The organism is Streptomyces sp. WAC 06738 (genome assembly GCF_003945505.1).
In the GTDB taxonomy this organism is placed as follows: Bacteria; Actinomycetota; Actinomycetes; order Streptomycetales; family Streptomycetaceae; genus Streptomyces.
The window spans coordinates 690,549-715,169 of record NZ_CP029618.1 but is presented as its reverse complement, the minus strand read 5'-3'; the positions used below and the strand labels follow the sequence as shown (position 1 = coordinate 715,169).

Here is a 24,621-nt window from a genome sequence, read left to right as displayed (position 1 = left end):
GGCGGCCGACCGGGCATCCCCGGCCGGCCGCCGCCTGCGGTCAGTTCACCGTCACCTGCACCGCACCGGTCGTCAGGTTCCCGGTGTCGTCCGTGACGGTCAGATGCGCGGTGTACGTCCCCTTCCTGGTGTACGTGTGCGTCGCCGTCGCCGCACCGTCGCCCGTCGCGTTGTCCCCGAAGGTCCAGTGGTACGACGTGGCCGTACGCCCCTCGGGCAGCGTCACCGCGCCCTCGAAGGAGAACTCCGCCGGCGCCGTCGCGCTCTCCGGCGAGGCCGTCACCGTCACCTTCGCCGCCGACTCCTTCTCCGCGCCGCGGCCGTTGAAGTGCAGCCAGTCCAGCGCCATCAGGTCCGGGCTCGACGGCGTCCACGCCGGGTTGGTGAAGACCAGATAGACCTTCTCCACCCCGCCCGGATCGGTGAGCGGCACCGTGGGCGAGACCACCTTGGCGAAGTCCCCGGTGTTCGGGATCGTCGCCTTGCCCAGCAGCTCGCCGTCCGGCGCGTTCGCGCGGAACTCGACGTCGCCGCCGAGCCCGCCGGACGAGGCGCCGACCGTCACCGAGTCGATCCCGCTCGGAGTCCCCGGGTCCAGCACGATCCAGTCGCCGTGCTCGATCTCGCCCAGCCGCTTGCCCCCGGAGGAGTCCTCCCGGGCCAGCGTCTCCACGCCGCCGTTCGCGCCGCCGGTGCCGTTGTGGTGCTCGGCCTCGCGGAACTTCTGCCGCAGGCTCAGCGAGTCGGAGCCCACCAGGCTCGGCACGCCCTCGGCGCCGTCGTCCTCGTACTGCGCGCTGATGCCGTAGTAGAGGTTCTGTCCCGGGCCGTGGCTGTCGCCCGGGTCGGTCTTGAACTCGCCCTCGCAGCCGGTGAGGTTGTCCAGCGGGTGCAGGTGGTCGTCGTGCCCGAGCTGCGTCTGCACCACCACGCGCGAGCAGTCGATGTCAGCGTCCTCCGCGTCGCTCACCTCCACCTTGTACGGAACGGTGTCGCCGAAGTCGAACGCGGTGCCGTCGGCCGGCGTGGTGACCTTCACCTCGGGACGGGTGTTGCCGACGGTGACCTCGTGCACCGCCATCGCCGTACGCTCCGGCGGACCCTCCACCGTCAGCCGGGCGGTGAACCGGCCCTTCTCGGTGTAGGTGTGCGTCGGGTTGGGGTCCGTGGAGTCGGTCGTGCCGTCGCCGTCGAAGTCCCAGGCGTACGTGATCGGGTCGTCGCCCGGCGAGTGCGAGCCCTCAGAGGAGAACTCCACCGTCAGCGGCGCGGGCCCGGAGTCCGCCGACGCCGACAGCTTCGCCACCGGCGGCCGGCCCTCGGCCACGTAGTCGATGCGGTAGATGCCCGCCTTCTCGTTGCTGCCGCCGCGGCCGGTGCCGCTGCCCTCGCCGAAGTCGATGACGTACAGCGAGCCGTCGGGGCCGAAGTCCGCCTCGAAGGGCTGCACCCAGCTCATGTCGGCGAAGATCCCGTTGATCGACTGCAGGTCGCCCTTCTTGGCGGGCGCGAACCGCGGGTCCTCGAACTGCTGGTCCTTCTCCTGGAACGAGAAGGTCTTGAACCACTTGCGGGTCAGCTCGTAGGTGATCCACTTCCCCTCGAAGTACTCGGGGAACTTGTACGGGCTGTCGTTCTCCGGGTCGTAGTCGTAGACCGGGCCGCTCATCGGGCCGCCGCCGCCGGTGCCCAGCTCGGGGAACTCCTGCGAGGCCGAGTACGCGTACCAGACCGTGGCGGGCTGCGCGGGCGGCAGCTCCGTCTTGCCGGTGTTGTTCGGCGAGTCGTTCACGGGCGCCGAGCAGTCGAACTTCTCCCCGGCCTTGCCGGCCGCGAAGTCGTAGTCGTTGAACGGCGTGTTGTTGCCGATGCAGTACGGCCAGCCCTGGTTGCCCGCCTTGGTGATCCGGTTGTACTCCACCGTCCCCTCGGGACCGCGGTTCGGGTCGGCGCTGCGGGCGTCGGGGCCGTAGTCCGCGACCAGCAGGGCGCCGGAGATCGGGTCGGTGGTGATGCGGAACGGGTTGCGGAGGCCCATCGCGTAGATCTCGGGACGGGTCTTCGACTCGCCCTGCTTGAAGAGGTTGCCCTTCGGGATGGTGTAGCTGCCGCCGTTCGTGGGCTTCACGCGCAGCACCTTGCCGCGCAGGTCGTTGGTGTTGCCCGCGGTGCCCTGGGCGTCCCAGGCGCGCCGGCCCTCGCGCTCGTCGATCGGCGCGAAGCCGCTGGACTCGAACGGGTCGGTGTTGTCGCCGGTGGCGACGTAGAGGTTGCCCGCGGCGTCGAAGGTGAGCGAGCCGGCCATGTGCACGTTGGCCCGGCCCTCGCCGCGCCACGTCGGGACCGTCAGCAGCACCTTCTGCGACGCCGGGTCCGCGGTGTTCCCCTTCATGGTGAAGCGGGACAGGTTGATGAGGTTCTTCTCCTTGTCGGAGTGGAGGAGATAGATCCAGTTGTTGCGCGCGAAGTCCGGATCCAGGGTGAGCCCGAGGAGGCCGTCGGACTGGCTGGTCATCTCGGGGGTGTAGTCGAAGTCCAGGGCCGTGGTGACCTGCAGCGTCTCCTGGTCGACGACCTTCAGCTCACCGGTGCGCTGGGCGTAGAAGACCCGCCGGTCGGGGGCGACGGCCAGCTCGAACGGGTCGGCGAGGTCGCTGGTGACCAGCGGGGTGCGCTGGAAGTTGCCGGTCTGGGTGGCCGAGCAGTCGCCGGGCGCGTCGCCCGCGGCCCACCGGATGCCGCCGAGCAGGTGCTTGAGGAAGAGCGGCTCGTCGAAGGCCGAGGCGTCGTGGCCGCCGGCGGTGAACCACGAGCGGCCGCCGTCGTACTTCTGGCACCACGAGAACGGGTGGTCGACGCCCTCGTCCAGTCCGGTGATGCCGTCGCGCACCTTGATCTGCGCGAGGGTGTGCACCTTGCCGGTCGGGTTGGCGCGCCAGTTGTACCACTCCTCGTTGCGCTCCCAGAGCTGGGGCAGGCCCTTGGTGGAGGGGTGGGTGTTGTCCAGCACCTTGATCCGGCCCGTCTGCGGCACGGGGTGCTTGTCGAAGATCGCGCCGACCAGGCCCTCGTACCAGTCCCAGTCGCGCTCGCTGGCCGAGGCGGCGTGCAGGCCGAGCCAGCCCCCGCCGCCCTGGATGTACGACTGCAGCGCGGCCCGCTGGCCGGCGTCGAGCAGGTCGCCGCTCTCCGGCGTGGAGTTGGTGTTGTTGAAGACGACCGCCTCGTAGTTCGCGAGGTTCTCCTCGGTGAACGCGGCCGCGTCGTCGGTCGAGTCGACCTCGAAGCCGTGCTCCTCGCCGAGCTTCTCGACGGCCGCGATGCCCGCCGGGATGGAGTCGTGGTAGAAGTTCGTGACCTTGGAGAAGACCAGGACCCGGAAGCCGGCCTCCTCGTCCTGCGGGGCGGCCGTCGCCGAGGCCGTGCCCAGGAGCAGCGCCAGCAGCGCGGCCAGGACGGCGATGGGTGACAGGGGTGGTCTTGCCAGGCGTCTCATAGTGCTCCCAGTCGTGCCGGAACGCGGGCGCGCCGGAGGGCGGGCCCGTTTCGAGTGGCGTAGAAAGCGCTTGCTGACGGTGCCCTGTCAAAGTAAGCCCTTACCCACAGGTGGTCAACGGTCGTGCGCGGACCGGGAACCGGCCGTCTTCCGGGCGTACGGGAAGGGGCGGAAACCCCACGTGAGCGGAGCGCCGGGACGTCCGGCCACGCGCGGCGCGCCGCCCCGCCCGCGGCGTCGCCGCGAGTTCAAGATCTCGTAGCCGGGTATCCTCACGGAATGGGCGAGGACCTGAGCGCGGCGGCGGCCAAGGGCTGGGCGGTGCGCTGGGAACTCCAGCGGGAGCAGCGGGAGGCCGGTCGCGAGGAGCGGTTCACCGTCGTCGGTGACCTCGTGGAGCTCATCACCGCGGGCCGGGAGCGCCCCGCCGTCCTCGACCTCGGTTGCGGTACGGGCTCGCTGGCTTCCCGGCTCAAGCGCCGGATGCCCGCGCTCGACGTCGTCGCCGCCGACGCCGACCCCGTGCTGCTCGGCCTCGGCCGCCGGATGCACGGCACGCAGGTGCGCTTCGTCGACACGGTGATCGGCGGCATCGGCTGGCAGGACGAGCTGGAGCTGGACCGCCCCCTGGACGCCGCCGTCTCCGCGACCATGCTGCACCGCCTCCCCGAGCGCGTGCTCCTGGAGGTCTACGGCAGGCTGCACACCCTGCTCCGCCCCGGCGGGCTGCTCGTCAACGCCGGCCGGCTGCCGCCGGAGGACGCGGCCGTCGCCGAGCTGGCGGGCGAGGTCGGCAGCCGGCTGGCCGAGCGGCGGCGGATGCCGGGCGGCGAGGAGTGGTCGTCGTGGTGGGACGCGGCGGCCGAGGCGCCCGAGCTGGCCCGGCTCTTCGCCGAGCGGCGCCGCCGCGGCGCGGCCCCCGCGGGGGACAACGGGCTGAGCCTGGCGCGCCACGTGGACCTGCTGCAGAAGGCGGGCTTCGCGGCGGTCGGCACGGTCTGGCAGTGCGGCGACAGGTGCGTGCTGGTCGCGGTCCGCGGCGATTAGCCCCCCGGAGGCGGCGGGCGAGCCGCTGCCGGCGCCGGGCGCGGTGTCGCTGAGCGGCCTGCCGGCCGCGGCCGGCGGCTCGCCGGGCGGGCGGTCCTGAGGGCCGGGCCCGGCGGAAGTCCGGTGGGTGCGTACGGCGGCGGGTCTCAGGCCGCGGTCGTCAGCAGCCCGGGGCGCACCTCGCGCCGCGGCGCGACGACGGCGCCGGTCGGCAGCAGTTCACCCGTGTCGTCGAAGACGATCGTCCCGTTGCACAGCAGGCTCCAGCCCTGCTCGGGGTGGAAGGCCACGGTCTGCGCGGCGTCGCGGTCAGGGCGGTCGGCGGCGGGGCACTCGGGCCGGTGGGAGCACATCGGACACCTCTCGGTCGGGAGGCGGCGGCCCAGCCGGGCCGCCGGTGGCGGTGTGGTTCCGTCTGGAAGGTGAGACCCGGCGGGCGCCGGAAACTCATCGCCCATCCTCAGGAAACCACCGGCGGGTTGAGCCCCGGTCCGTACGCGGTCACAGTCCCGTCTCAGCGCCCGCGGGCGGCAGGACCCGTACCGGCGCGCCGTCAGCGCGTCCGGTACGGGGCCCGCCCCGGCCTCAGCCGCGCGGCTCGTCCCGCTTGTGGAGACCGGGCCCGTCCGCCGCCGCCCGCTCGGCGCGGGCCAGTTCACTGCGGCGGTAGGAGTACGTGAAGTACACGACCATCCCGACCGCGAACCACACGCCGAACCGCAGCCACGTCTCCCACTTCAGGAACGTCACCAGCCAGATCGAGAAGCCGACCCCTATGAGCGGCACGACCGGCATCCCGGGGCAGCGGAACGTCCGCGGCAGATCCGGCTGCCGGTAGCGCAGCACGATCACCGCGACGCACACCACCACGAACGCCAGCAGGATCCCGATGTTCGTCAGCTCCGCGGCCTCCCCGATCTTGAGGAAGCCCGCGATCAGCGCCGAGCCGATGCCCACGATCCACGTCACCCGTGTCGGCACGTGCCGCGTCCGGTGCGTCTTGGCGAACCACTTCGGCAGCAGCCCGTCGCGGCTCATCGAGAACCAGACGCGCGTGACGCCCAGCATGAAGGTGAACATCACCGTGAGGATGCCGATGATCGCCCCCACCGCGATCAGGTTCGCCAGCCAGCCGAGACCCACCGACTCGAACGCTGTGGAGAAGCCGCTCTCCGGGTCGATGCCCTTGTAGTTCTGCATCCCCGTCAGCACCAGCGTCGCGGCCACGTACAGCAGCATCGAGATCGCCAGCGAGTAGAGGATCGCCTTCGGCATGTGCCGCTGCGACTCCTTCGACTCCTCGGCCGCCGTCGACATCGCGTCGTAGCCGAAGACCGCGAAGAACACGGTCGCCGCGCCGGTGAACGCGCCGCCGACGCCGTAGGGGAAGAAGGGGTTGTAGTTGGCGGTGTCGATGTGGAAGACGCCGACCAGGATGACGACGAGCACGACCACGACCTTCAGCACCACCACGACGGTCTCGAAGCGCGCCGCGTTCTTGATCCCGAGGGTCAGCAGGTACGCGACCAGCAGGCACAGCACGACCGCGAAGAGGTCGACCTTGTGCCCTTCGCCGGTGCCCGGGGCGCCGAGCATCCACGCCGGCAGATCGGCGCCCATGTTCTCCATGAGGAAGGAGAAGTAGCCGGAGATGCCGATGGCCACCACCGCGACGATCGCGGTGTACTCCAGCAGCAGATCCCAGCCGATGAACCACCCGGCGAGTTCGCCGAGGACGGCGTAGCCGTACGTGTACGCCGACCCCGCCTTGGGGATCAGGCCGGCGAACTCCGCGTACGACAGGGCCGCCGCCGCGCTCGCCACCCCCGCGATGAGGAAGGAGACGAGCACGGCGGGGCCCGCCGTACCGTTGGCGACCGCGCCGGCGAGCGCGAAGATGCCCGCGCCGATGATGCCGCCGACGCCGATCGCCGTGAGCTGCCACAGCCCGAGGACCCGGGTGAGCTGTTCGCCGCTCCCACCCTCGGTCGCCTCGATGTGCTCGATGGGCTTGCGGCGCAGTACGCCGTCCGTGCTCCAGAGCCCTGCCATGGTGCGTCCTCTCCGTCGAGGCCGTTCGATGACAGTGGAGCACGATGACGGATGAGGTGCCTTTCAGGAAGAGGGGCCGGTGCTCACCTTGAAAACCCAGACGTGCTTCCCGGCCCTGCGGGCCGCCGCCGGCACCTCGACGACCAGCGCGCCGCCGTCGACGTCCCAGTTCAGCGGGCGGTCGCCGTAGCCGAGCATGGTGATCTTGTCGCCGGCCCTGACGGGCACCGGGGCCTCGACGACGAGCCGGGACGAGGGTGCGGCGAGCGAGTGAATGTAGAAGGCGTCGCGCTTCATGGTGAACCGCAGGTCCTCGCCGAGCTGGGCCATGCGCGACCAGTAGGTGGTGCCGTAGATCGCCTCGCCGTTGACGCGCAGCCACTCGCCGGTCTCGCGCAGCCGCCGCTCCATGATCCCGGGGATGGTGCCGTCGGCGCGCGGGCCGATGTCGAGGAGGAAGTTGCCGTTCTTGCTGACGATGTCGACGAGGCTGTGCACGACCTCCTCGGTCGTCATGTACGCATCGTCGGGCGTCTCGGCGTTGTAGCCGTAGGACCGCGGATCGAGGCCGCGGCTGGCCTCCCACTTGGCGACGACGGTGTTCTCGTACACCTCGTACTCGGGCGTGGTGAAGTCGTGCGGGCCGATGCCGGAGCGGTTGTTGACCGTCACCTCGATCGGCCGCGGGCGGTTCTTGGCGTGGTTGAAGAACTCGGCGAGCACCCGGTGGCTGTCGTTGTCGCCGCCGATGTCGCACCACATGATCTCGGTGTCGTACTCGTGGATCAGCTCCAGCATCTGTCCGGCCTGGTAGTCGCGGACGTAGTCCTGGCCCGGGGTGTAGCCGGTGTACGGCACGGGCTCCAGCGTGTACGGGTTGCGAGGGGCGTGGCCGTACCAGGGGTTGTCCGGGTTGAACCACTCCGGCATCGAGAAGTACAGCCCGCAGTGCAGATCGGGGGTGTACCTGCGGGACGCGTCGAAGAGCTCCCTGATCAGGTCGCGGCGCGGGCCCATCGCGACGGAGTTGCGGGTGGAGAGCTTGGTGTCCCAGAGCGCGAAGCCCTCGTGGTGCTTGGAGGTGAGCACGTGGTACTGCGCGCCCGCGTCCCGGAACAGCTCGACCCAGGAGCGCGGGTTGAAGCGCTCAGCCCGGAACATCGGGATGAAGTCGTCGTACGCGAAGTCCTCGCCGTACACCTCCCGATGGTGCGCGTGCGTCGGGTTGTCCGGCTGGTTCATCTGCTGCCAGTACCACTCCGCGTACTGCTTGCCGACCGGCGCCCAGGCGGGCACCGAGTACACCCCCCAGTGGATGAAGATGCCGAACTTGGCGTCGTTGAACCAGTACGGCGCCTGATGGCTGCTCAGCGACGCGTCGGTGGGCTCGAAGTCGGGCACGCCGAGGGTCAGCGGACGGGTGACCTCGGCGGCCGTGCCGCCCCGCCCGGTGGCGACGACACGGCCCTCCTGCACGGTGCCCGGCGCCACACCCGCGCGGTTGCGGATGCCGACCGTGACCCGGGCCTGCTCGCCGGGGCCGAGCCGCGGCACCGCGACGGGCGCGACCGTACGGGCGCCCTCGGTGTCGACGGTGACCGACAGGCCGTCCCGGGCGGCGATCCACACCGCGCCGGCGTTGATGAGCGTCGCCTCGACGGACTGCGCGCCGGAGCGCTCCAGCGAGGCGGTGGTGGAGCGGACGTTGCGCAGCGCGACGGCGCGCCCCTCGGCGACGGGCTGCAGGGAGAGCGCGAAGACGTGCAGCGCCGGCTTGTTGGGCTCGGCCTTGTTGATGACCGGCAGGGTGAGCGCGACCGCCTCGCGCACCGGGTCCAGGCCGAGTTCGACGACGGCGATGGACACCTGGTGCGGATCCTTGGTGCCGTCGGGGGCGTAGCGGTACGGGGCCCTGAGCGAACCGCCGCCGGAGTACCAGTCGGGGGCGGAGAGTCCCGCGGTCGCGGTGCTGCCGTCGGCGTAGTGCACGGTGGCCTCGCCGGAGGCGGTGCCGTACGAGGAGGAGGCGAGGAAGAGCACGCTCAGGTAGTGGCCCGGGGGCAGCTCGATGCGCTGGCCCATGGCGACGACGTTGTCGGGGGCGCCGGCGCCCGAGCCGGGGAAGTCGAAGGGGAAGCCGTCGACCTCGACCGGCCCCGCGGGCAGCTCCTCGCCCGGGTAGGTGTAGCCGCTGCCGTCGAAGTCGCCGCCGCGGGCGTCGGCGGTGTCGACGCCGTCGTTGTCGAAGTGGCCGGTGAGCGGCACCGGTACGGGGTCGGGGACCCGGCCCCAGTCGTCGGCGGTCGCGTTCTCGCCGGCGGCTCCGGCCGGGCCCTGTGGCGCGGCGCCCGCGGCGGTGGGCGCGAGGCCCAGCGCGGAGCCCGCCGCGGTTCCGGCGCCGATCGCCAGCACGTGCCGTCGTGCAAACCCGTTCATCCCGTTCTCCCTCTAGGACCTTGATCCATCCGATGTCTATGGGAGTTGTGTCAGATTCAAGCGCTTGCTGGGGAGGGAACGTAGAGATTCATCGGATGAACGTCAAGGCTCGCCGCAGCGGGCGGCAGCGGGGCGGCAATGGGTAGGACCAAGCGGCACCGGGCGGCAACGCGCCGGGGCCCGGTGGCGCGAACGCCACCGGGCCCCGGTCGGGTTGGTGTGGTCCCGCGGTGCCGGGCACCGCGGGTCGTGCCTCAGCGCACGCCGGTGGGCTCGGGTGCCCGCTCCTCACCGGCCGTCGGCGGCGGCGCGGGGGCCGCGGCGAGCTGCCGGTAGAGCTTCTCGCCCTCCACGTCGACGTTCGGCAGGATTCGGTCCAGCCACTTCGGCAGCCACCAGGCGGACTTGCCGATCAGCGCGAGCACCGCGGGAACGATGGTCATGCGGACCAGGAAGGCGTCGAAGAGGACCGCCACCGCCAGGCCGAAGCCCATCATCTTCACCATGTCGTCGCCCGCGCCGATGAAGCCGGCGAAGACGCTGATCATGATGACCGCGGCCGCCGTGACCACCCGGGCGCCGTACCGGAAGCCGGTGACCACCGCGTCGCCGGCCGACTCCCCGTGCACGTACGCCTCACGCATCCGGCTGACCAGGAAGACCTCGTAGTCCATCGCCAGGCCGAAGACCACGCCGATGAGGAAGATCGGCATCATCGACATGATCGGACCGGTCTCCTCGACCCCGAAGACCCCGGCCAGCCAGCCCCACTGGAAGACCGCGACGACGGCGCCGAGCGCGGCCAGCACGGAGAAGAGGAAGCCGAGCGCGGCCTTCAGCGGCACCAGCACGGAGCGGAACACCAGCATCAGCAGGACGAACGCCAGGCCGACCACCAGCGCCAGATACGGCACCAGCGCGTCGTCGAGCACCTTCGAGAAGTCGATGTTCACCGCGGTGCTGCCGGTGAGGTACAGCTCCGCGCCGGTCTCGTCCTGCAGCGAGGACGACAGGTCGCGGATCTCGCGGACGACCTTCTCGGTGTCGGTGTCGCTCGGTCCGGTGGACGGGGTGACCATGACGGTCGCGGTGTCCCCGGCCTCGTTGAACCCGGCGGGGGAGACGGAGACGACGCCGTCCACGTCGGAGATACGCGCGACGACCTCGTCGGCCGCGTCCTGCGGGTTCGCCGCCTCGGTGGCGTCGATGACGCCGGTGACCGGGCCGTTGAAGCCCGGACCGAACGCCTCGGACAGCATGTCGTACGCCTTGCGCTGCGTGGTGTCCGTCGGCTGGCTGCCCTCGTCGGGCAGGCCCAGCTCCATGCTCGCCACCGGCGCGGCCAGCGCGCCGAGCCCGATGATGGCGGCGACCAGCACCAGGACCGGGCGCTTGAGCACCCCGCGGGCCCAGCGGGTGCCCATGTTCGGCTTGGTCTCGTGGTCGGACGCCTTCGGGGCGCCGGTCTCCGGGTTGGCCTTGCGCACCTTGCGGCCGTAGATCCGCTTGCCCACGATGCCCAGCGCGGCCGGGACCAGCGTGAGCGCGATGAGCACCGCCAGCGCGACCGTACCGGCCGCCGCGAAGCCCATCTTCGTCAGAATCGGGATGTTGACGACCGCCAGGCCCGCCAGCGCGATGATCACGGTGAGGCCGGCGAAGACCACCGCCGAGCCGGCCGTGCCCACGGCGCGGCCCGCAGCCTCCTCGCGGGAGTGGCCGTCCGTCAGCTCCGCGCGGTAGCGGGAGGCGATGAACAGGGCGTAGTCGATGCCGACCGCGAGGCCGATCATCATCGCCAGCGTGGAGGTCGTGGCGGACAGGTCGAGCACGGTCGCCAGCGCGGTGATCGAGGAGATGCCGATGCCGACGCCGATGAGCGCGGTGATGATCGGCAGCCCCGCCGCGACCAGCGAGCCGAAGGTGATCACGAGCACGACCAGCGCGATGCCGACACCGATGATCTCGCCGTTGCCCATGTCGGGCTCGACCATCAGCGCGTCACCGCCGGCCTGGATGTTCAGACCGTCGTCGCGCTCCTTGTCCACCACGTCGGTGATGGCGTCGCGGGTCGAGTCGTCCAGCTCCATGGACGTGACCTTGTAGTCGACGACCGCGTAGGCCGTGGAGCCGTCCTCGCTGACCCCCGCGTTGTCCGCGAACGGGTCGCTGACCTGCTCCACCTGGTTGCCGGCGATGCCGTCGAGCACGCCGTCGACCGCCTCGCGGCTGTCGGCGGCGGTGATCTTCTGGCCGTCGGGTGCCTCGAAGACGATACGGGCCGTCGCGCCGTCGGCGGACTGCCCGGGGAAGCGCTCCTCAAGAAGATCGAACGCCTGCTGTGCCTCGGTGCCCGGCAGCGCGAAGTCGTCCTCGGGCGCGGTGCCCGCCGACGATGCGCCGAACCCGGCGAGGACGAAGAGCAGCAGCCATATCAGCGCCGTGATACCGCGCCGCCGGAAGGCTAGCCGGCCGAGTTTGTATAGGAAGGTGGCCACGAGCAGGTTTCTCCTGATCTCGACGGTGGGTTGTGTTGAACCAGCCCGACGACGAGAGCGGCGTGCGCCAGGTGGAGCCGTGTTCTGTTGTGGTTGGCGAACGACTGGTCAGTTCATATGCAGGGCGGGGAGAATCACTGCGTCGACATAACGGACAAGATAGTCGCTGGTGACCGGCGCGTTCTCGATGAGGGGCCGGGCCAGCATGGCCCCCAGCATCATGTGCGGGACGAACTTCGCGGCGGGGACGTCCGCGGGCAGCTCGCCGCGCGCGACGGCGCGATCGATCAGCTCCTGGAAGGCGGCCAGCTCCGGCTCGATCAGGAGTTGCCGCATGGCCTGCTGCAGTTCCTCGTTGGACTGCTGGGCGAAGGCGACCGCGCGCAGAAGGGCCGAGTCCTTCTCCGCGCTCTGGCATACGCCGCCGGCGAACTGCACGAGGTCTCCGCGCAGCGTGCCGGTGTCGATCCCGGCCGACTTCACCGGCTTGCTGTGCCGGAGCGCCGTGGCGACCAAGTGCGGCTTGGAGTGCCACTGGCGGTAGAGAGTGGCCTTGCTGGACCGCGTACGAGCCGCGACCGCGTCCATGGTGAGGGCCTCGTAGCCGACTTCGCGCAGGTGGTCGAGCACGGCGTCGAAGAGCTCCTGCTCGCGTTCGGCGCTCAGCCGGCTCCGGCGCCCGGTGGTACTGGTGTCCTGCACGACCATCGGGCCCCCTCCCCAGTCAGCGGAACGAAACGGTTTCGTACTCAAAAAATGGTAGCGGCTGTCAGAACCCGTTCGCGCCAATAAGGGTGTGGTTTGCGTCACTCCGTGAAGACGACCCAGACCGGACCGCGCGCGAAGCGCAGCCGGTCGCCGTCCGCGTCGGTGAACTCCGTGCCGCCGCCCGCCGATCCGCGCTCCCAGCGCGCCTCGTACGACCTGCCGCCGCGCAGCACCTCCGCCTTCCCGGCGCCGACGGTCTCGGTGAAGGGGGAGACGTTGCCCGAGCGGTCGCCGAAGCCGGAGCCGTGGATCTTCACATGCTGGACGACGACCGTCGCCGCCGAGAGCCGCCCGCCGGCGGCGGTGGCGGCAGGAGAGCCGTCGAAGGAAACCAGCCAGCGCTTCCCGTCCGCGTCCCAGGTGAAGCCGAAGCTGGCGGCCGGGTAGCGCACGGTGCGCTCGGCGGTGGCCGCGCCGCCCTTCGGCGCCGGGCCGAAGCGGAAGCCGACGTCCCGTGCCCGGTCCGCGTCCGGCGCCGCGGCCAGCGCCCGCTCCGGCCGGACGAAGAGGTTGTGCGGTACGGGCTTCGCCGGGTCGCGCAGGTACGCGTCGGCGGCCGTGCCCGGCGGCACGGGGAACAGGGGTGCCTCGTCGATGACCGGGAGCAGCTTGGACTGCGCCCCGGAGAAGGCGAGCGCGGGCCTGCCGAACTGCTCCAGGAGTTCGAGGTCGGACTCGCGGGCGCTGCGCACCGGGCCGACCCGCTCCGGCAGGTGCGAGGCGTAGACCGCGAGCAGCCGGCTGAGGCCGGCTTCCACCCGTTCGACGTAGACGATGTCCGCGTGCTCCAGGCCCGTCTGCGGGCGGGCGGGCTCGGCGTTGTCGACCTTCACGCCCAGGACCGGTCCGCCGCGTCCCGCCAGTCCGGTGAACGGCGAGCCGTTTCCCTGCTCTTCCCGGGGTTTTCCGGGCTTCTCCGTCGCCTCCTCGGTGCATCCGCCCGCGAGCAGCAGCGGCAGCAGCAGGAGTACGGCCGGCAGGGCCGCGGGCGTACGCAGAAGGCGGGCTATGCCGCTGGTGCCCATGGCGCCCCTTCCCCGGGTGAAATGACCCCGATATGCGGCTGTGGCCTGATTCTAGAATCGATCCGCCGGACCGGATAACGCCGGGCGTCCCCGGCCCCGAGTCGTTACCCTGGGAAAACGGACAGCCCCGCCTGCGGGGAAGGGTTCGACACCTCGGACCGTCCGCGAGCCACGCCGGCGCCACCGCGTCCGAACTGCCCACCCGAACAGCCCGGGGTGTCCGCCGCCGACACCCGCCGCCCGGCCGGGGCGGGCTGACCAGTTCACATGACCCGGAGGAGTGCACCTTGACCACCGAAGCCGCACCGGAACGGCATCCTCAGCCCGCGCCCCGGCCGCACCCGCGCCCGCGCGTGCCCGAGGAGTCCCTGAGCAGCCTGGACGTGTGGGCGCGCTCGGCCCCCATCCGGCTCGCCGGATACGAGGACGACCCGGCCGACACCGCCGAGCTGCACATCCTGCGCGGCATCGACTGATCCGGCCGGGCCGCCCGCGCCCGCACTCCCCGGTGCCCTAGCCGACGAACGTGCGGACCGCCGCCTTCAGGTCGGCGAGCCCCTTCTTGGCGTCGGTGAAGAACATCCCGGTGTTCTCCGCGGTGTAGAGCTCGTTGTCGATGCCCGCGTACCCGTGGCCCATCGACCGCTTGATCACCACCACGCTCTTGGCCCGGTCCACGTCCAGGATCGGCATGCCCGAGATCGCGTTGCCCGGCCGCCGCGCGGCCGGGTTGGTGACGTCGTTGGCGCCGATCACGAGCGCCACGTCCGCCTGCGGGAACTCCGGGTTCGCCTCCTCCATCTCCTTGAGCTGCGGATACGGCACGTTCGCCTCGGCCAGCAGCACGTTCATGTGCCCGGGCATCCGGCCGGCCACCGGGTGGATCGCGTACGTGACCTCCACGCCGTGCTCCTCCAGCAGGTCCGCCAGGTCGCCCAGTTCGTGCTGCGCCTGCGCGGCCGCCAGCCCGTACCCCGGCACGATGACGACCTTGCCGGCGTACGCGAGCTGGATCGCCACGTCGTCGACCGAGACCGGCCGCACCTGCACGTCCCCGTCCGTGCCCACGGCCGCCGCCTCGTCGCCGGTGCCGAAGCCGCCGACGATGATGGCCGGAATCGAGCGGTTCATGGCGTCCGCCATCAGCTTGGTGAGGATCGTGCCCGAAGCGCCGACGAGCGCCCCGGCGATGATCAGCGCCGGCTCGTTGAGCACGAAGCCGGCCATGCCGACCGCGGTGCCGGTGAAGGCGTTGAGCAGCGAGATCACCACGGGCATGTCCGCGCCGCCGATCGGCAGCACCATCGTGACGCCGAACGCCAGCCCCGCGAGCGTCAGCAGCGTCAGCGCCGCGACGCTGCCCGGGTCCACCACCAGCCAGACGCCGGCCCCGGCGAAGACCACGGCGAGCCCGGCGTTCAGCGCCTGGCTGCCCGGCAGGACGATCGGCTTGCCCGGGATCACGCCCTGCAGCTTCCCGGCGGCGATCAGCGAGCCGGAGAAGGTGATGGCGCCGATGAGGATGTCGATGCCGCCCGGCACGGTGGTGCGCGCGCCGAGGTCCTCCGGATGCGCGTGCTGGAGCACTTCGACGATGGCCAGCAGCGCGGCGGCGCCCCCGCCGACCGCGTTGAAGAGGCTCACCAACTGCGGCATCGCGGTCATCTCGACGGTACGGGCCAGATACAGCCCGGCGCCGGAGCCGACGATGGTCGCGGAGAGCAGCACCAGCCAGCCGGTCGCCGTGATGTCGCCGCGCTCCGCCAGCAGCACCGCGGTGGCCACGATCGCCACCGCCATGGCCCCGGCCGAGAGGGTGTTGCCGCGGCGGGCGGTGGCGGGGGAGTTCATCAGCCGCAGGCCGAGCACGAAGCACGCGGCGGCGGCCAGCAGCACGTACCGTACGGCGGTCTCGAGATCGCTCACTTCGCCGCACCTCCCTTGGCGCCGCCCGGCGTGGGCCGGGCACGGAACATGTGGAGCATCCGGTCCGTGACCACGTACCCGCCGACGACGTTCATCGCGCCGAACGCGACGGCGACGAACGCCAGCGCGTACTCCAGCGGCTCGTCGGCCAGGGACGTCACCAGCATCGCGCCGATCAGCACGATCCCGTGGATCGAGTTGGCGCCGGACATCAGCGGCGTGTGCAGCGTCGCCGGCACCTTGCTGATCACTTCGAAGCCGACCAGCACGCTGAGCACGAAGATCGTGACGGCGGTGAGCAGATCGAGGTTCACCGGTTCCCTCCGTTCCGCGGGGCGACCGCGTCGCTGACGACCTCGCCGCCGTGCGCGACGACCACGCCGGCCTGGATGTCGTCGTCGAGGTCGATGCGCACCGCCTCGTCGGCCACCAGGTGCGCCAGCAGCGCGCTGATGTTGCGGGCGTACGCGGTGGAGGCGGCCGTCGCCATCACCGACGGCAGGTTGCCCGCGCCGATCAGCGTGACGCCGCCGGCGAGCACCGCGGTCTTGTCCGGCTCGGAGAGCTCCACGTTGCCGCCGAGTTCGCTGGCGGCCATGTCCACCACCACCGAACCGGGTCGCATCTGCTCCAGCGCCTCGGCCGTGACCATCAGCGGCGGCTTGCGGCCCGGCACCCGGGCGGTGGTGATCACGACGTCGAAGCGGGGCACCGCCGCCGTCAGCGCTGCGAGCTGCGCCCGCTGCTCCTCGTCGGTGAGCACGCGCGCGTAGCCGCCCTCGCCCGCCGCCGAGGCCACGCCCTCCAGCTCCAGGAACTTCGCGCCCAGCGACTCGATCTCACCCTGTGCCGCGGGCCGGACGTCGTACGCGGTGACGATCGCGCCGAGCCGGCGGGCGGTGGCGATGGCCTGCAGCCCGGCGACGCCCGCGCCGAGCACGAGGACGGCGGCGGGCTTCGAGGTGCCCGCCGCCGTGGTCAGCATCGGAAAGTACCGGTCGTAACTGTCGGCGGCGAGCAGCACCGCCTTGTACCCCGCGACGTTGGCCTGGGAGGTGAGCGCGTCCATCGTCTGGGCCCGGCTGAGCGTACGGGGCAGCAGGTCGAGGCTGACGACGGTCACCCCCCGGGCGGCCAGCTCGCCGATGAGGGTGGCCTGGCGGAGCGGGTCGAGCATGCCGATGAGCGTCTGCCCGGAGCGCAGGGCCGCGGCGGTCTCGCGGTCGGGCGGTGCGACGCAGAGCACGACGTCGGCCCGGCGGATCAGCTCGTCCGCGCCGACGACCTCGGCCTCCGCGGCCGTGTAGTCGGCGTCGGTGAACCAGGCGCTCGTGCCCGCGCCGGTCTCGACGAGGACGTCGACACCCGACCGGCGCACACGGGTGACGACTTCGGGGGTGAGGGCGACGCGGCGCTCATCCGGCGCGCGCTCCCTCAGGACCCCCGCGGTGACGGCTTGGGCTCCCATGCTTCTCGCTCCCTCTTGGGCGAATTGCGGGCGACCTCAGGGTGCTGCCCTCGGTGCGCGGTGGGGACACCTCGGGCAGTGGTGATGCGGGTGTGCGTTGGCGGTGCGGTGGTGGCGCGGTGTGCGGTGGTGGTGCCGGGACGGGCACGCTATCGGATAACCGTTCCGTTCGGACCGCCCCGGACGTGCGGTTCCTGCGGATCGCGACCGGCGGACGGGCCGGTCCCGACCGGGAGGTGAGCCAGGCTCTCGCCGGCCGCGAGCCGGCGCACGAGGGCCTGGAAAGTGGGGCAGCGGGTGAAGTCGTGCGCCTCGCACTCCAGCGCGTGGTCGATCATCGCCTTCGACCGCTCGATCTCCCGCATCCGCTCCTGAAGCTCCTCCCGGTGCCGTGACAGCAGCGCGTGCCGGTCGCCGGGGCCCTGCGCGGCGAAGAGCTCGCGCAGTTGCTCCAGGCTGAGCCCGCCGCGCTTGCCGCCGATGATCATGGCGACCCGGGAGACGTGGTCGGAGGTGTAGCGCCGGCGGCCGTTCACGCGCTCCGCCGGGGTGAGCAGGCCCATGGCCTCCCAGTGCCGCAGCACGTGGGCGGCGAGGCCGAAGCGGCCGGCAAGCTCGCCGATGGTCATGGACTCGCCCGACTTCATGTTCACATTAACTTGCAGAGTCGGCGCGGAGTCAAGGGAGGAGACCCGGGTACGGCGTGATGACCGCGGGCACCGTGCCGGCCGAACTGCGCCGGGCGGGTGAGGGCGTCCGATTCGTTCAAGACGCGGGCGCGGGACCGTTCCTAGGGTCGGGGCCATGACCGCACGATTCGACGCCATCGGAATGGTGACCGCCGACATGGCCGCCACCCTCGCCTTCTACCGCCTGCTCGGCCTGGACATCCCCGCCGACGCCGACGGGCAGCCGCACGTCGAGGCGGCGCTCCCCGGCGGGCTGCGCCTGATGTGGGACGCGGAAGAGACGATCAAGTCCTTCGCGCCCGACTTCGAGCCGCCGACCGGGGAGGGGCGCATCGGCCTCGCCTTCCGCTGCGACGGCCCCGCCGACGTGGACGCGACGTACGCGATGCTCACCGAGGCGGGGTACAAGGGCGCCATGGCGCCCTGGGACGCCGAGTGGGGCCAGCGCTACGCGCAGGTGCACGACCCGGACGGCAACGGCGTCGACCTCTTCGCCCCGCTCGGCTGACCGCCGCGCCCGCGGAAGCCAGGGCCGGGGTGCCCGGGCCCGGGTGCAGGTCAGAGCAGCGCCGTCAGCGGCACCCCGGTCAGCGCCCGCATCTCGCGCGCCAGGTGCGCCTGGTCCGCGTACCCGGCCAGCGCCGCCGCCGCGGCCGGCGGCGTGCCCGCCCTGGCCAGCGCCAGCGCGCGGTTCATCCGCAGCACCCGGGCCAGCGTCTTCGGCCCGTACCCGAAGGCCGCGAGGCTCCGCCGGTGCAACTGCCGTTCGCCGAGCCCCACCGCCCCCGCGACCTCGGCCACCGGCCGGCCCGCCGCCAGCGCCGCGACCACCGCCGGCACGTACGGCTCCGGCGGCTCCGCGTCCGCCAGCCGGGCGCGCGCCAGCGCCTCCAGCGCCGCGCCCGGCTCCGCCGCCCCGGCGACCCGCTCCGCCGCGATCCGGGCCCGCCGCTCGCCCCACAGGTCCGCCAGCGGCACCCGCAGGTTCCGCAGCTCGTGCGCGGGCACGCCCAGCACCGCCGGGCCCTGCCCGGGGGCGAAGCGCAGCCCGGTGTACGTGTCGCCCGCGGCCCCGGTGCCGACGTGCGCCACCGTGTCGGGGCCCGCGACGAGCAGCCCGCCGGGCGTGAGGATCAGGTCGGTGCCGCCGTCCGGGAGCACCCGGTACGGGCCCGGGCGGGCGTCCCGGCGGTGCCAGACGACCGCGCCGCCGAGCAGCGCCGGTCTCTCCTCGTACATCACCCCAGGATGCCGCAGACTGGGAGGCATGCCCGAGCTTCCCGAAGTCGAAGCGCTCAGCGGATTCCTCACCGAGCACCTGGTAGGGCGGTACGTCGCCCGGGTGCAGCCGGTCGCGATCAGCGTGCTCAAGACGTACGACCCGCCGCTCACCGCGCTGGAGGGCGCCGAGGTCACGGCCGTCGGGCGGCACGGCAAGTTCCTGGACCTCACGGTCGCCGACGAGCTGCACCTGGTGATCCATCTGGCCCGGGCCGGCTGGCTGCAGTGGAAGGACAAGCTGCCGGCCGCGCCGCCGCGTCCCGGCAGGGGCCCGCTGGCGCTGCGGGTGCGGCTGGCCGAGCCGGAGGGCGCGGGCTTCGACCTCACCGAGGCGGGGACGCAGAAGCGCCTCGCGGTCTACTGCGTACGGGATCCGCGGGACGTGCCCGGCGTCGCCCGGCTGGGGCCCGACCCGCTGGACGCGGCGTTCACGGCGGAGGCGTTCGCGGGGCTGCTGGCGGGCGAGCGGCGGCAGATCAAGGGCGTGCTGCGGGACCAGTCGACGATCGCCGGGATCGGCAACGCGTACTCCGACGAGATCCTGCACGTCGCGAAGCTCTCCCCGTACAAGCTCGCCGCGAACCTCACCGACGAGGAGACCGCCGTGCTCTACGCGGCCATCGGCGACACCCTGCGCGGCGCCGTCGAGCGCTCCCGCGGCGTGGCCGCGGGGCGGCTGAAGGCGGAGAAGAAGAGCGGGCTGCGGGTGCACGGGCGGGCCGGGGAGAAGTGCCCGGTCTGCGGTGACACGATCCGCGAGGTGTCGTTCGCCGACTCGGCGCTGCAGTACTGCCCCACCTGCCAGACCGGCGGCAAGCCGCTGGCCGACCGGAGGATGTCCCGGCTGCTGAAGTGACCGCGGCCGCGGCGGGCTGCCGGCCGCGGGGGGCTGCCGGCCGCGGAGGGCCGTCAGGAGCCGCCCGCGTCCTCCAGCCGGAAGCCCACCTTCAGGCACACCTGCCAGTGCGCCACGGCGCCGTTCTCCAGTTGCCCGCGCACCTGGGTGACCTCGAACCAGTCGAGGTTGCGCAGCGTCTGCGAGGCGCGCGCGACGCCGTTGCGGACGGCGTCGTCGACACCGGTGTGGGAGGAGCCGACGATCTCGGTGACGCGGTACGTGTGATCGCTCATGAACCCACCGTGCCGCAGACCCGCCGGGCCCGCGACACGGACGGCACCCGGCCGGCGGCGGTTACGGCACCACGGTGACCGGCCAGCGGCCCGCCTTGACCAGGCGCACCGCCACCGAGCCGACGAGCCGGTGCCCCGCCTGCTCCGACGCGCCGACGATCACCGCGTCCGCCGTGAGGTCCTGCGCCGCCTGCACCAGCCCCGTGTACGCGTCGCCGTGCAGGGTGTGGAACTCCCAGCGCACGTCGAAGAGCCCGCGCAACTGGGCCACCGTCCGCCGGATCTCCGCCACCAGTTCCTCGGCGACCTCCGCCGTCGTGCCCGCCACCGGCGCGCCGAGCGCCGCCGCGGCGGCCAGCGTCGGCTGCACGTACACCACCGCGAGCAGCGAGCCCTGCCGCCGGGCCAGCCCCGCGGCGTAGGCGGCGGCGCGCCAGGAGGTGTCGGAGCCGTCGACGCCGACGAGGATCACCTTGGGGCCGTCGGTGCCGCGCTCGAAGCCGGACGCGGCCCCGGGCCGGTCGCCCGGGCGGTCGTCCGGGCGCTCCCCGGTGCCGTCCCCGGATCCGCCCGCTGACCTGTTCTCTGACCTGTCGTCGAGGTTGCCCCCGGTGCCGGCTTCGCTCACAACCCGGACGGTACCCGACGCGCCGCACGGCGGGCACGCTCCGGTGCGGTGCGCGCGGCCGGGCGGTGCGGTTGACTGCGGGCATGACGCACTCCCACCCGCCGGCCGGCGCACCCGCGGATCTGCGGCTCGCGCAGCCGGCCGGGCGCTGGCTGCTGACCGCGGTGGTGATCGGCTCGGGCATCACCTTCCTCGACGCCACCGTCGTCAACGTCGCGCTGCCCACCATCGGCGACGAACTCGGCGCCTCCCTCGGCGGTCTGCAGTGGACCGTCAACGGCTACACCCTCACCCTCGCCGCGCTCATCCTCCTCGGCGGCGCCCTCGGCGACCGCTACGGCCGCCGCCGGATCTTCATCTTCGGCACCGTGTGGTTCGCGGTGGCCTCGCTGCTCTGCGCGCTCGCACCCAACGTCGGCATCCTCATCGCCGCCCGCACCCTCCAGGGCATCGGCGGCGCACTGCTGACGCCCGGCTCCCTCGCCCTCATCCAGGCTTCCTTCGCCCCCGAGGACCGGGCCCGCGCGATCGGCGTCTGGTCGGGGCTCGCCGGCATCGCGAGCGCCCTCGGCCCGCTGCTCGGCGGCTGGCTGGTGGAGGCGGCGAGCTGGCGGTGGGTGTTCGCCATCAACGTGCCGCTGGCCGCCGTCGTCGTGGCCGTCGCCGCCCGGCACGTACCCGAGAGCCGCGACGAGACGGCCACGGGACGCTTCGACTGGACCGGCGCCGCGCTCGGCGCGCTGGGCCTGGCGGGCGTGACGTACGCCCTGATCGCCGCGCCCGAGAAGGGCGTCTCGGCGCTGCTGCTGGCCGCGAGCAGCGCCGTGGGGGTGGCGAGCCTCGCGGCGTTCGTGTACGTCCAGCGGCGCAGCGGCCACCCGATGCTGCCCACCGGGATCTTCGGCTCCCGCCAGTTCACCGCGGCGAACCTGGTCACGTTCGTCGTCTACGCCGCCCTCGGCGGGGTGACCTTCTTCCTCGTGCTGGACCTGCAGATCGCCGCCGGCTACTCGCCGATCGCCGCGGGCTCCGCGCTGCTGCCGGTGACGCTCATCATGCTGGCGCTCTCGGAGCGGTCGGGAAAGCTGTCGGAGCGCATCGGGCCGCGCATCCCGATGACGGTCGGCCCGGCGATCTGCGCCGGCGGGCTGCTGCTGATGCTGCGCATCGGCGGCCCCGGCGACAACGTGTCGTACGTACGCGAAGTGCTGCCCGGCGTGGTGCTCTTCGGCTTCGGCCTGGCGACGACGGTCGCGCCGCTCACCGCCACCGTCCTCGGCGCGGTGGAGGACCGGCACTCCGGCATCGCCTCCGGCGTCAACAACGCGGTGGCCCGCGCCGCGGGCCTGCTCGCCGTCGCCGCGCTGCCGCTGGCCGCGGGGCTCTCCGGCAACGACTACCGCAACCCCGGGGCGTTCGGCGACGGCTTCCGCGTCGCGCTGCTCATCTGCGCCGCGCTGCTCGCGGGCGGGGCCGTGCTGTCGTGGCTGACGATCCGCTCGCCGAAGAAGCCGGCGGTGCCGGCGGAACCGCCGTGCCACGTGCACTGCGCGGTGGCGGGCCCGCCACTGCAGTCCCTGATCGAGGACCCGGCCACCACCGACCCCGAGGACCCGGAACGCCCTTAGGCCCCCGGACGCCGGTTCGGAGGCGGTACGGCTCGGCGACTTGAGTGGCCGACGGGACGCCGCTTAGTCGGCCGGTCCGTAGACCAGGTGGAGCACGCCGGAGGCGAACGCCCTGGAGTCGAGCAGCTTCAGGGGGATCCTGGTGTCGCCCTCGTCGAAGAGCCGCTCGCCCTGGCGCACCGCCACGGGGTGGACCAGCAGGTGCAGTTCGTCCAGCAGGCCGTGCGCGAGCAGTTCGCGGATCACGGAGACCGAGCCGCCGATGGAGACGTTCCCGCCGGGCTCCTTCTTGAGCGCGGTCACGCCGGTGACCAGGTCGCCCTGGAGCTTCTCGGAGTTGCGCCAGCTCAGGTCGACCTCGCCGCGGCTGACGACGATCTTGCGGGCGTCACCGAGGATCTTCGCGAACCCGGCGTCCTCGTCGTCGGTCCCCTCCCGCTGCGGCCACGCCTCCGCGAAGCCCTCGTAGGTCTTGCGGCCGTAGAGCATGGTGTCGGACATCAGCCCGCCGACCGCCTCGCCCATCTCGTCGTCGAAGTAGGACATGTGCCACTGGTCGGGCGCCTCCACGACGCCGTCGAGGGAGATGAACAGGCTGGCAACGATCTTTCTCACGAGAGGCTCCAGAAGGCGCGGGGTCGGCGGACGTGCAGTCCGTCGGGACGTTAGCGGCCGCCGGGCCGTCAGGTCTTGTACAGAAGCGCCAGCGGCCGCGCGGGCCGCGGGTCGTTCCGCAACTGTCCCGCGGTCCGGCCGATGAAGCGGCTGAGCGCGTGGGCCAGATGGGGCTCGTCGTAGTAGCCGAGGCGGTGCACCACGTCGTCGGCCGCGGTGCCCTCGCGGAGCAGCACCGCGGCGTGCCGCGCCCGTTCTATCTGCCGGGCGGCGCCGTGGGTGAACCCGGTCGCGGCCTGGAAGCGCCGCTGCGCGGTGCGCGCGGAGACGTCCGGCGTGCCGCCGCGCATCAGGTCGCTGACGAGCGGGTCGCGGGCGAGCACGCCGGCGCGCACCAGCCGGTCCGCGAACGCCTCGGCATCGTCGGGCCCCGGCACCGGCCAGTGGGAGCCCTTCAGCCAGAACGACCTGCGCGTCGCGTCCGGTATGTCCACCCCGCCGTCGACGAGCAGGGGCGCCGGCAGATGCGTCAGCGAGGTGCCCAGCGCGAAGGTGATGCCGAAGAACGCCGCCTCCTCGGGCACCGGCGCCGTGCTCGTCCGCGACTCGGGGCCCGCCACCGCGGCCTGGAACCCGGCGCGCGACTCCCAGAACACCAGGTCCCAGCAGGCCGACGCGACCGCCGTCATCCGGTCGACGCCCTCGCTGCGGCTGCGCCAGACGTACGACACGTACGGCGAGTCCGACACCCGTCCCTCGATCTCCAGCCCCATCGCGCCCCCTCGCGACAACCGGCGCCCCGCGCGGGCGCGCTCCCGCCGTGCAGTCTGGCACGCGCCACCGACACCGGCCCGGCGGCGGAGAGCGGGACGGGCGCGCGGCGGGCGCCCCGGACCGCCTCCGCCGCCGCGAAGCTCCGTGCGGTGTACGGGCGTTGCCCGCGGCGGCGCGCACCTCCCTCTGGAGCAGGGCTTTTATCCCCGCTTTCGCGGCCCGGTGCTTCGATGCGGGCCGCGAACGATCCACCGAGATCCCTGAGGGGGACCCCTTGAGACGTCTCGCCACGGCCCTGGCCGCCGTCCTGGCCGGTACGGCCGCGCTGACGCCGCTCGCCCAGGCCGCCGCGCCCGCGGCCGCACCCGACCCCGCGCCCGCCGGGCCGCAGCGCCCGTACGAACCGGATGTGGAGGGCACCGACAACATCGACACCCTGGACGTCACCGCGACAAGCGGACCCGGGCGGAGCGTGACCGTCGCCTTCGACCGGCGCAGCCGCGCCGCCGAGGGAACGACGCCCGCGGCGGCCCGCCGCTTCGTCTTCCTCTTCGACAGCTCCGTCAGCTTCCGCCCGGAGTCCTTCCCGACCTGCGCCCGCGCCGTCGTCGAAGCCGGCGGCGTGGCCGCCTGCCCGCCCGGCTCCCTCGTCGGCGAGGGCCTCGGCACTTGGCCGGACGGCTCGGAGCACGAGGTGGCCGTCGTCAACACGCGCGTCGACGGCACGCCGGGGGTGCTCGTGGTCATCCCCGGCGCCGGCTCGATCCTGGAGCAGACCTTCGAGCGCGTGGTGGATCCGTACCGCGGCGACTACCGGTGGGCGGCCGACGAGATCCTGCCGCCCAGCCCGGTGCCGCCGGGGGAGCGCGTGGGCACCACCCGCTTCCAGTTGTCGTTCGGCGCGACCCGTGAGGACCGCGGCCGCACCGTCGGCTTCGTCGAGACGACGGCGCGGCCCGGCGACGAGCTGCGGTTCGGGCTGTGGAGCGAGTTCGTCACCGGCCAGGTCGTGCTGCCCACGGCGACGGTGCGGCTACAGCCCTGACCTCCTCCCGGCCGGGGCCTGTATCCCGTACGGGCCCCGGCCGGGGTCCTGGTGTACGCAAGAAGTCACCAAGAAATGTAAGTGAGTTGCGTCCTCGGGCGGATGGCGGGCGGG

The 24,621-nt window shown here is 72.6% G+C and carries 22 protein-coding genes; 6 read left to right on the top strand and 16 right to left on the bottom strand.

Features of this window, described 5'->3' with window-relative positions:
- Positions 1 to 40 precede the first annotated feature (40 nt).
- On the bottom strand, positions 41 to 3,496 hold the full coding sequence (locus DMB38_RS02780; protein WP_125933803.1) for a ThuA domain-containing protein: 3,456 nt from the start codon (positions 3,494 to 3,496) through the stop codon (positions 41 to 43).
- Positions 3,497 to 3,775: 279 nt separating this feature from the next.
- Between DMB38_RS02780 and DMB38_RS02775 the strand changes: the two genes are divergently transcribed.
- On the top strand, positions 3,776 to 4,543 hold the full coding sequence (locus DMB38_RS02775; protein WP_125933802.1) for a class I SAM-dependent methyltransferase: 768 nt from the start codon (positions 3,776 to 3,778) through the stop codon (positions 4,541 to 4,543).
- Positions 4,544 to 4,689: 146 nt separating this feature from the next.
- Here DMB38_RS02775 and DMB38_RS02770 read toward each other — a convergent pair whose 3' ends face one another.
- The 6 genes from DMB38_RS02770 to DMB38_RS02745 all read right to left on the bottom strand — a co-directional run bounded on the left by DMB38_RS02770 (position 4,690) and on the right by DMB38_RS02745 (position 13,322).
- Positions 4,690 to 4,896 carry a DUF5999 family protein gene (locus DMB38_RS02770; protein ID WP_101425633.1) on the bottom strand — a complete coding sequence of 69 codons (207 nt, stop codon included), beginning with the start codon at positions 4,894 to 4,896 and terminating at the stop codon, positions 4,690 to 4,692.
- Between the two features lie 232 nt (positions 4,897 to 5,128).
- On the bottom strand, positions 5,129 to 6,595 hold the full coding sequence (locus DMB38_RS02765) for an amino acid permease (RefSeq protein ID WP_125933801.1): 1,467 nt from the start codon (positions 6,593 to 6,595) through the stop codon (positions 5,129 to 5,131).
- Positions 6,596 to 6,658: 63 nt separating this feature from the next.
- The gene (locus DMB38_RS02760; RefSeq protein WP_240661942.1) at positions 6,659 to 9,031 is read right to left on the bottom strand and encodes an alpha-L-fucosidase; all 2,373 of its coding nucleotides are present in this window, start codon (positions 9,029 to 9,031) and stop codon (positions 6,659 to 6,661) included.
- A gap of 254 nt (positions 9,032 to 9,285) precedes the next feature.
- Complete coding sequence (locus DMB38_RS02755; protein ID WP_125933800.1) at positions 9,286 to 11,529, bottom strand: MMPL family transporter; 2,244 nt, start codon at positions 11,527 to 11,529, stop codon at positions 9,286 to 9,288.
- A gap of 108 nt (positions 11,530 to 11,637) precedes the next feature.
- A complete protein-coding gene (locus DMB38_RS02750) occupies positions 11,638 to 12,237 on the bottom strand; it encodes a TetR/AcrR family transcriptional regulator (protein WP_125933799.1) in 600 nt (199 codons plus the stop codon).
- Positions 12,238 to 12,335: 98 nt separating this feature from the next.
- Positions 12,336 to 13,322 (bottom strand): DUF3048 domain-containing protein, encoded by a 987-nt coding sequence (locus DMB38_RS02745; protein ID WP_125933798.1) that lies wholly within the window; start codon positions 13,320 to 13,322, stop codon positions 12,336 to 12,338.
- 287 nt (positions 13,323 to 13,609) lie between these two features.
- On the opposite strand from DMB38_RS02745, the gene DMB38_RS02740 reads away from it, so the two are divergent.
- Positions 13,610 to 13,798: a hypothetical protein gene (locus DMB38_RS02740; protein ID WP_125933797.1), complete on the top strand. Its 189-nt coding sequence runs from the start codon at positions 13,610 to 13,612 to the stop codon at positions 13,796 to 13,798.
- A gap of 37 nt (positions 13,799 to 13,835) precedes the next feature.
- Here DMB38_RS02740 and DMB38_RS02735 read toward each other — a convergent pair whose 3' ends face one another.
- The 4 genes from DMB38_RS02735 to DMB38_RS02720 all read right to left on the bottom strand — a co-directional run bounded on the left by DMB38_RS02735 (position 13,836) and on the right by DMB38_RS02720 (position 17,363).
- Positions 13,836 to 15,248, bottom strand: a complete 1,413-nt coding sequence (locus DMB38_RS02735; protein ID WP_125933796.1) for an NAD(P)(+) transhydrogenase (Re/Si-specific) subunit beta — start codon at positions 15,246 to 15,248, stop codon at positions 13,836 to 13,838.
- Positions 15,245 to 15,562, bottom strand: a complete 318-nt coding sequence (locus DMB38_RS02730; RefSeq protein WP_047014626.1) for an NAD(P) transhydrogenase subunit alpha — start codon at positions 15,560 to 15,562, stop codon at positions 15,245 to 15,247. The genes DMB38_RS02735 and DMB38_RS02730 overlap by 4 nt, the downstream gene beginning before the upstream one ends.
- Positions 15,559 to 16,716 (bottom strand): NAD(P) transhydrogenase subunit alpha, encoded by a 1,158-nt coding sequence (locus DMB38_RS02725; RefSeq protein WP_125933795.1) that lies wholly within the window; start codon positions 16,714 to 16,716, stop codon positions 15,559 to 15,561. Before DMB38_RS02725 ends, DMB38_RS02730 begins: the two co-directional genes overlap by 4 nt.
- Before the next feature lie 149 nt (positions 16,717 to 16,865).
- Positions 16,866 to 17,363 (bottom strand): MerR family transcriptional regulator, encoded by a 498-nt coding sequence (locus DMB38_RS02720; protein ID WP_240661940.1) that lies wholly within the window; start codon positions 17,361 to 17,363, stop codon positions 16,866 to 16,868.
- A gap of 157 nt (positions 17,364 to 17,520) precedes the next feature.
- On the opposite strand from DMB38_RS02720, the gene DMB38_RS02715 reads away from it, so the two are divergent.
- Positions 17,521 to 17,913: a VOC family protein gene (locus DMB38_RS02715; protein WP_206337627.1), complete on the top strand. Its 393-nt coding sequence runs from the start codon at positions 17,521 to 17,523 to the stop codon at positions 17,911 to 17,913.
- 50 nt (positions 17,914 to 17,963) lie between these two features.
- Here DMB38_RS02715 and DMB38_RS02710 read toward each other — a convergent pair whose 3' ends face one another.
- Positions 17,964 to 18,644 (bottom strand): helix-turn-helix domain-containing protein, encoded by a 681-nt coding sequence (locus DMB38_RS02710; protein ID WP_125933794.1) that lies wholly within the window; start codon positions 18,642 to 18,644, stop codon positions 17,964 to 17,966.
- A 28-nt stretch (positions 18,645 to 18,672) separates the two neighbouring features.
- Here DMB38_RS02710 and DMB38_RS02705 point away from each other — a divergent pair, with 28 nt between their 5' ends.
- On the top strand, positions 18,673 to 19,542 hold the full coding sequence (locus tag DMB38_RS02705) for a DNA-formamidopyrimidine glycosylase family protein (RefSeq protein WP_125933793.1): 870 nt from the start codon (positions 18,673 to 18,675) through the stop codon (positions 19,540 to 19,542).
- 53 nt (positions 19,543 to 19,595) lie between these two features.
- Here DMB38_RS02705 and DMB38_RS02700 read toward each other — a convergent pair whose 3' ends face one another.
- Positions 19,596 to 19,817, bottom strand: coding sequence for a dodecin (locus DMB38_RS02700; protein ID WP_125933792.1), 222 nt, complete (start codon positions 19,815 to 19,817; stop codon positions 19,596 to 19,598).
- A gap of 61 nt (positions 19,818 to 19,878) precedes the next feature.
- Positions 19,879 to 20,289, bottom strand: coding sequence for a universal stress protein (locus tag DMB38_RS02695; protein WP_240662665.1), 411 nt, complete (start codon positions 20,287 to 20,289; stop codon positions 19,879 to 19,881).
- A 239-nt stretch (positions 20,290 to 20,528) separates the two neighbouring features.
- Between DMB38_RS02695 and DMB38_RS02690 the strand changes: the two genes are divergently transcribed.
- Positions 20,529 to 22,073, top strand: coding sequence for an MFS transporter (locus tag DMB38_RS02690; protein WP_125933790.1), 1,545 nt, complete (start codon positions 20,529 to 20,531; stop codon positions 22,071 to 22,073).
- A gap of 63 nt (positions 22,074 to 22,136) precedes the next feature.
- Here the strand turns inward: DMB38_RS02690 and DMB38_RS02685 are convergent, their stop codons facing one another.
- Both DMB38_RS02685 and DMB38_RS02680 read right to left on the bottom strand, forming a co-directional pair.
- Positions 22,137 to 22,688, bottom strand: coding sequence for a dihydrofolate reductase family protein (locus DMB38_RS02685; RefSeq protein ID WP_125933789.1), 552 nt, complete (start codon positions 22,686 to 22,688; stop codon positions 22,137 to 22,139).
- A 68-nt stretch (positions 22,689 to 22,756) separates the two neighbouring features.
- Positions 22,757 to 23,461: a helix-turn-helix domain-containing protein gene (locus DMB38_RS02680; RefSeq protein ID WP_125933788.1), complete on the bottom strand. Its 705-nt coding sequence runs from the start codon at positions 23,459 to 23,461 to the stop codon at positions 22,757 to 22,759.
- A gap of 275 nt (positions 23,462 to 23,736) precedes the next feature.
- Here DMB38_RS02680 and DMB38_RS02675 point away from each other — a divergent pair, with 275 nt between their 5' ends.
- Complete coding sequence (locus DMB38_RS02675; protein WP_125933787.1) at positions 23,737 to 24,507, top strand: hypothetical protein; 771 nt, start codon at positions 23,737 to 23,739, stop codon at positions 24,505 to 24,507.
- The last annotated feature ends 114 nt before the right edge of the window (positions 24,508 to 24,621 follow it).

Bases quoted from the DNA above. Each gene is read 5' to 3' on its own strand.
- DMB38_RS02680 (WP_125933788.1), bottom strand. From the start codon at position 23,461: ATGGGGCTGGAGATCGAGGGACGGGTGTCGGACTCGCCGTACGTGTCG.
- DMB38_RS02715 (WP_206337627.1), top strand. From the start codon at position 17,521: ATGACCGCACGATTCGACGCCATCGGAATGGTGACCGCCGACATGGCC.
- DMB38_RS02700 (WP_125933792.1), bottom strand. From the start codon at position 19,817: ATGAGCGATCACACGTACCGCGTCACCGAGATCGTCGGCTCCTCCCAC.
- DMB38_RS02780 (WP_125933803.1), bottom strand. From the start codon at position 3,496: ATGAGACGCCTGGCAAGACCACCCCTGTCACCCATCGCCGTCCTGGCC.
- DMB38_RS02750 (WP_125933799.1), bottom strand. From the start codon at position 12,237: ATGGTCGTGCAGGACACCAGTACCACCGGGCGCCGGAGCCGGCTGAGC.
- DMB38_RS02765 (WP_125933801.1), bottom strand. From the start codon at position 6,595: ATGGCAGGGCTCTGGAGCACGGACGGCGTACTGCGCCGCAAGCCCATC.
- DMB38_RS02705 (WP_125933793.1), top strand. From the start codon at position 18,673: ATGCCCGAGCTTCCCGAAGTCGAAGCGCTCAGCGGATTCCTCACCGAG.
- DMB38_RS02725 (WP_125933795.1), bottom strand. From the start codon at position 16,716: ATGGGAGCCCAAGCCGTCACCGCGGGGGTCCTGAGGGAGCGCGCGCCG.
- DMB38_RS02775 (WP_125933802.1), top strand. From the start codon at position 3,776: ATGGGCGAGGACCTGAGCGCGGCGGCGGCCAAGGGCTGGGCGGTGCGC.
- DMB38_RS02760 (WP_240661942.1), bottom strand. From the start codon at position 9,031: ATGAACGGGTTTGCACGACGGCACGTGCTGGCGATCGGCGCCGGAACC.
- DMB38_RS02690 (WP_125933790.1), top strand. From the start codon at position 20,529: ATGACGCACTCCCACCCGCCGGCCGGCGCACCCGCGGATCTGCGGCTC.
- DMB38_RS02745 (WP_125933798.1), bottom strand. From the start codon at position 13,322: ATGGGCACCAGCGGCATAGCCCGCCTTCTGCGTACGCCCGCGGCCCTG.
- DMB38_RS02720 (WP_240661940.1), bottom strand. From the start codon at position 17,363: ATGAAGTCGGGCGAGTCCATGACCATCGGCGAGCTTGCCGGCCGCTTC.
- DMB38_RS02710 (WP_125933794.1), bottom strand. From the start codon at position 18,644: ATGTACGAGGAGAGACCGGCGCTGCTCGGCGGCGCGGTCGTCTGGCAC.
- DMB38_RS02770 (WP_101425633.1), bottom strand. From the start codon at position 4,896: ATGTGCTCCCACCGGCCCGAGTGCCCCGCCGCCGACCGCCCTGACCGC.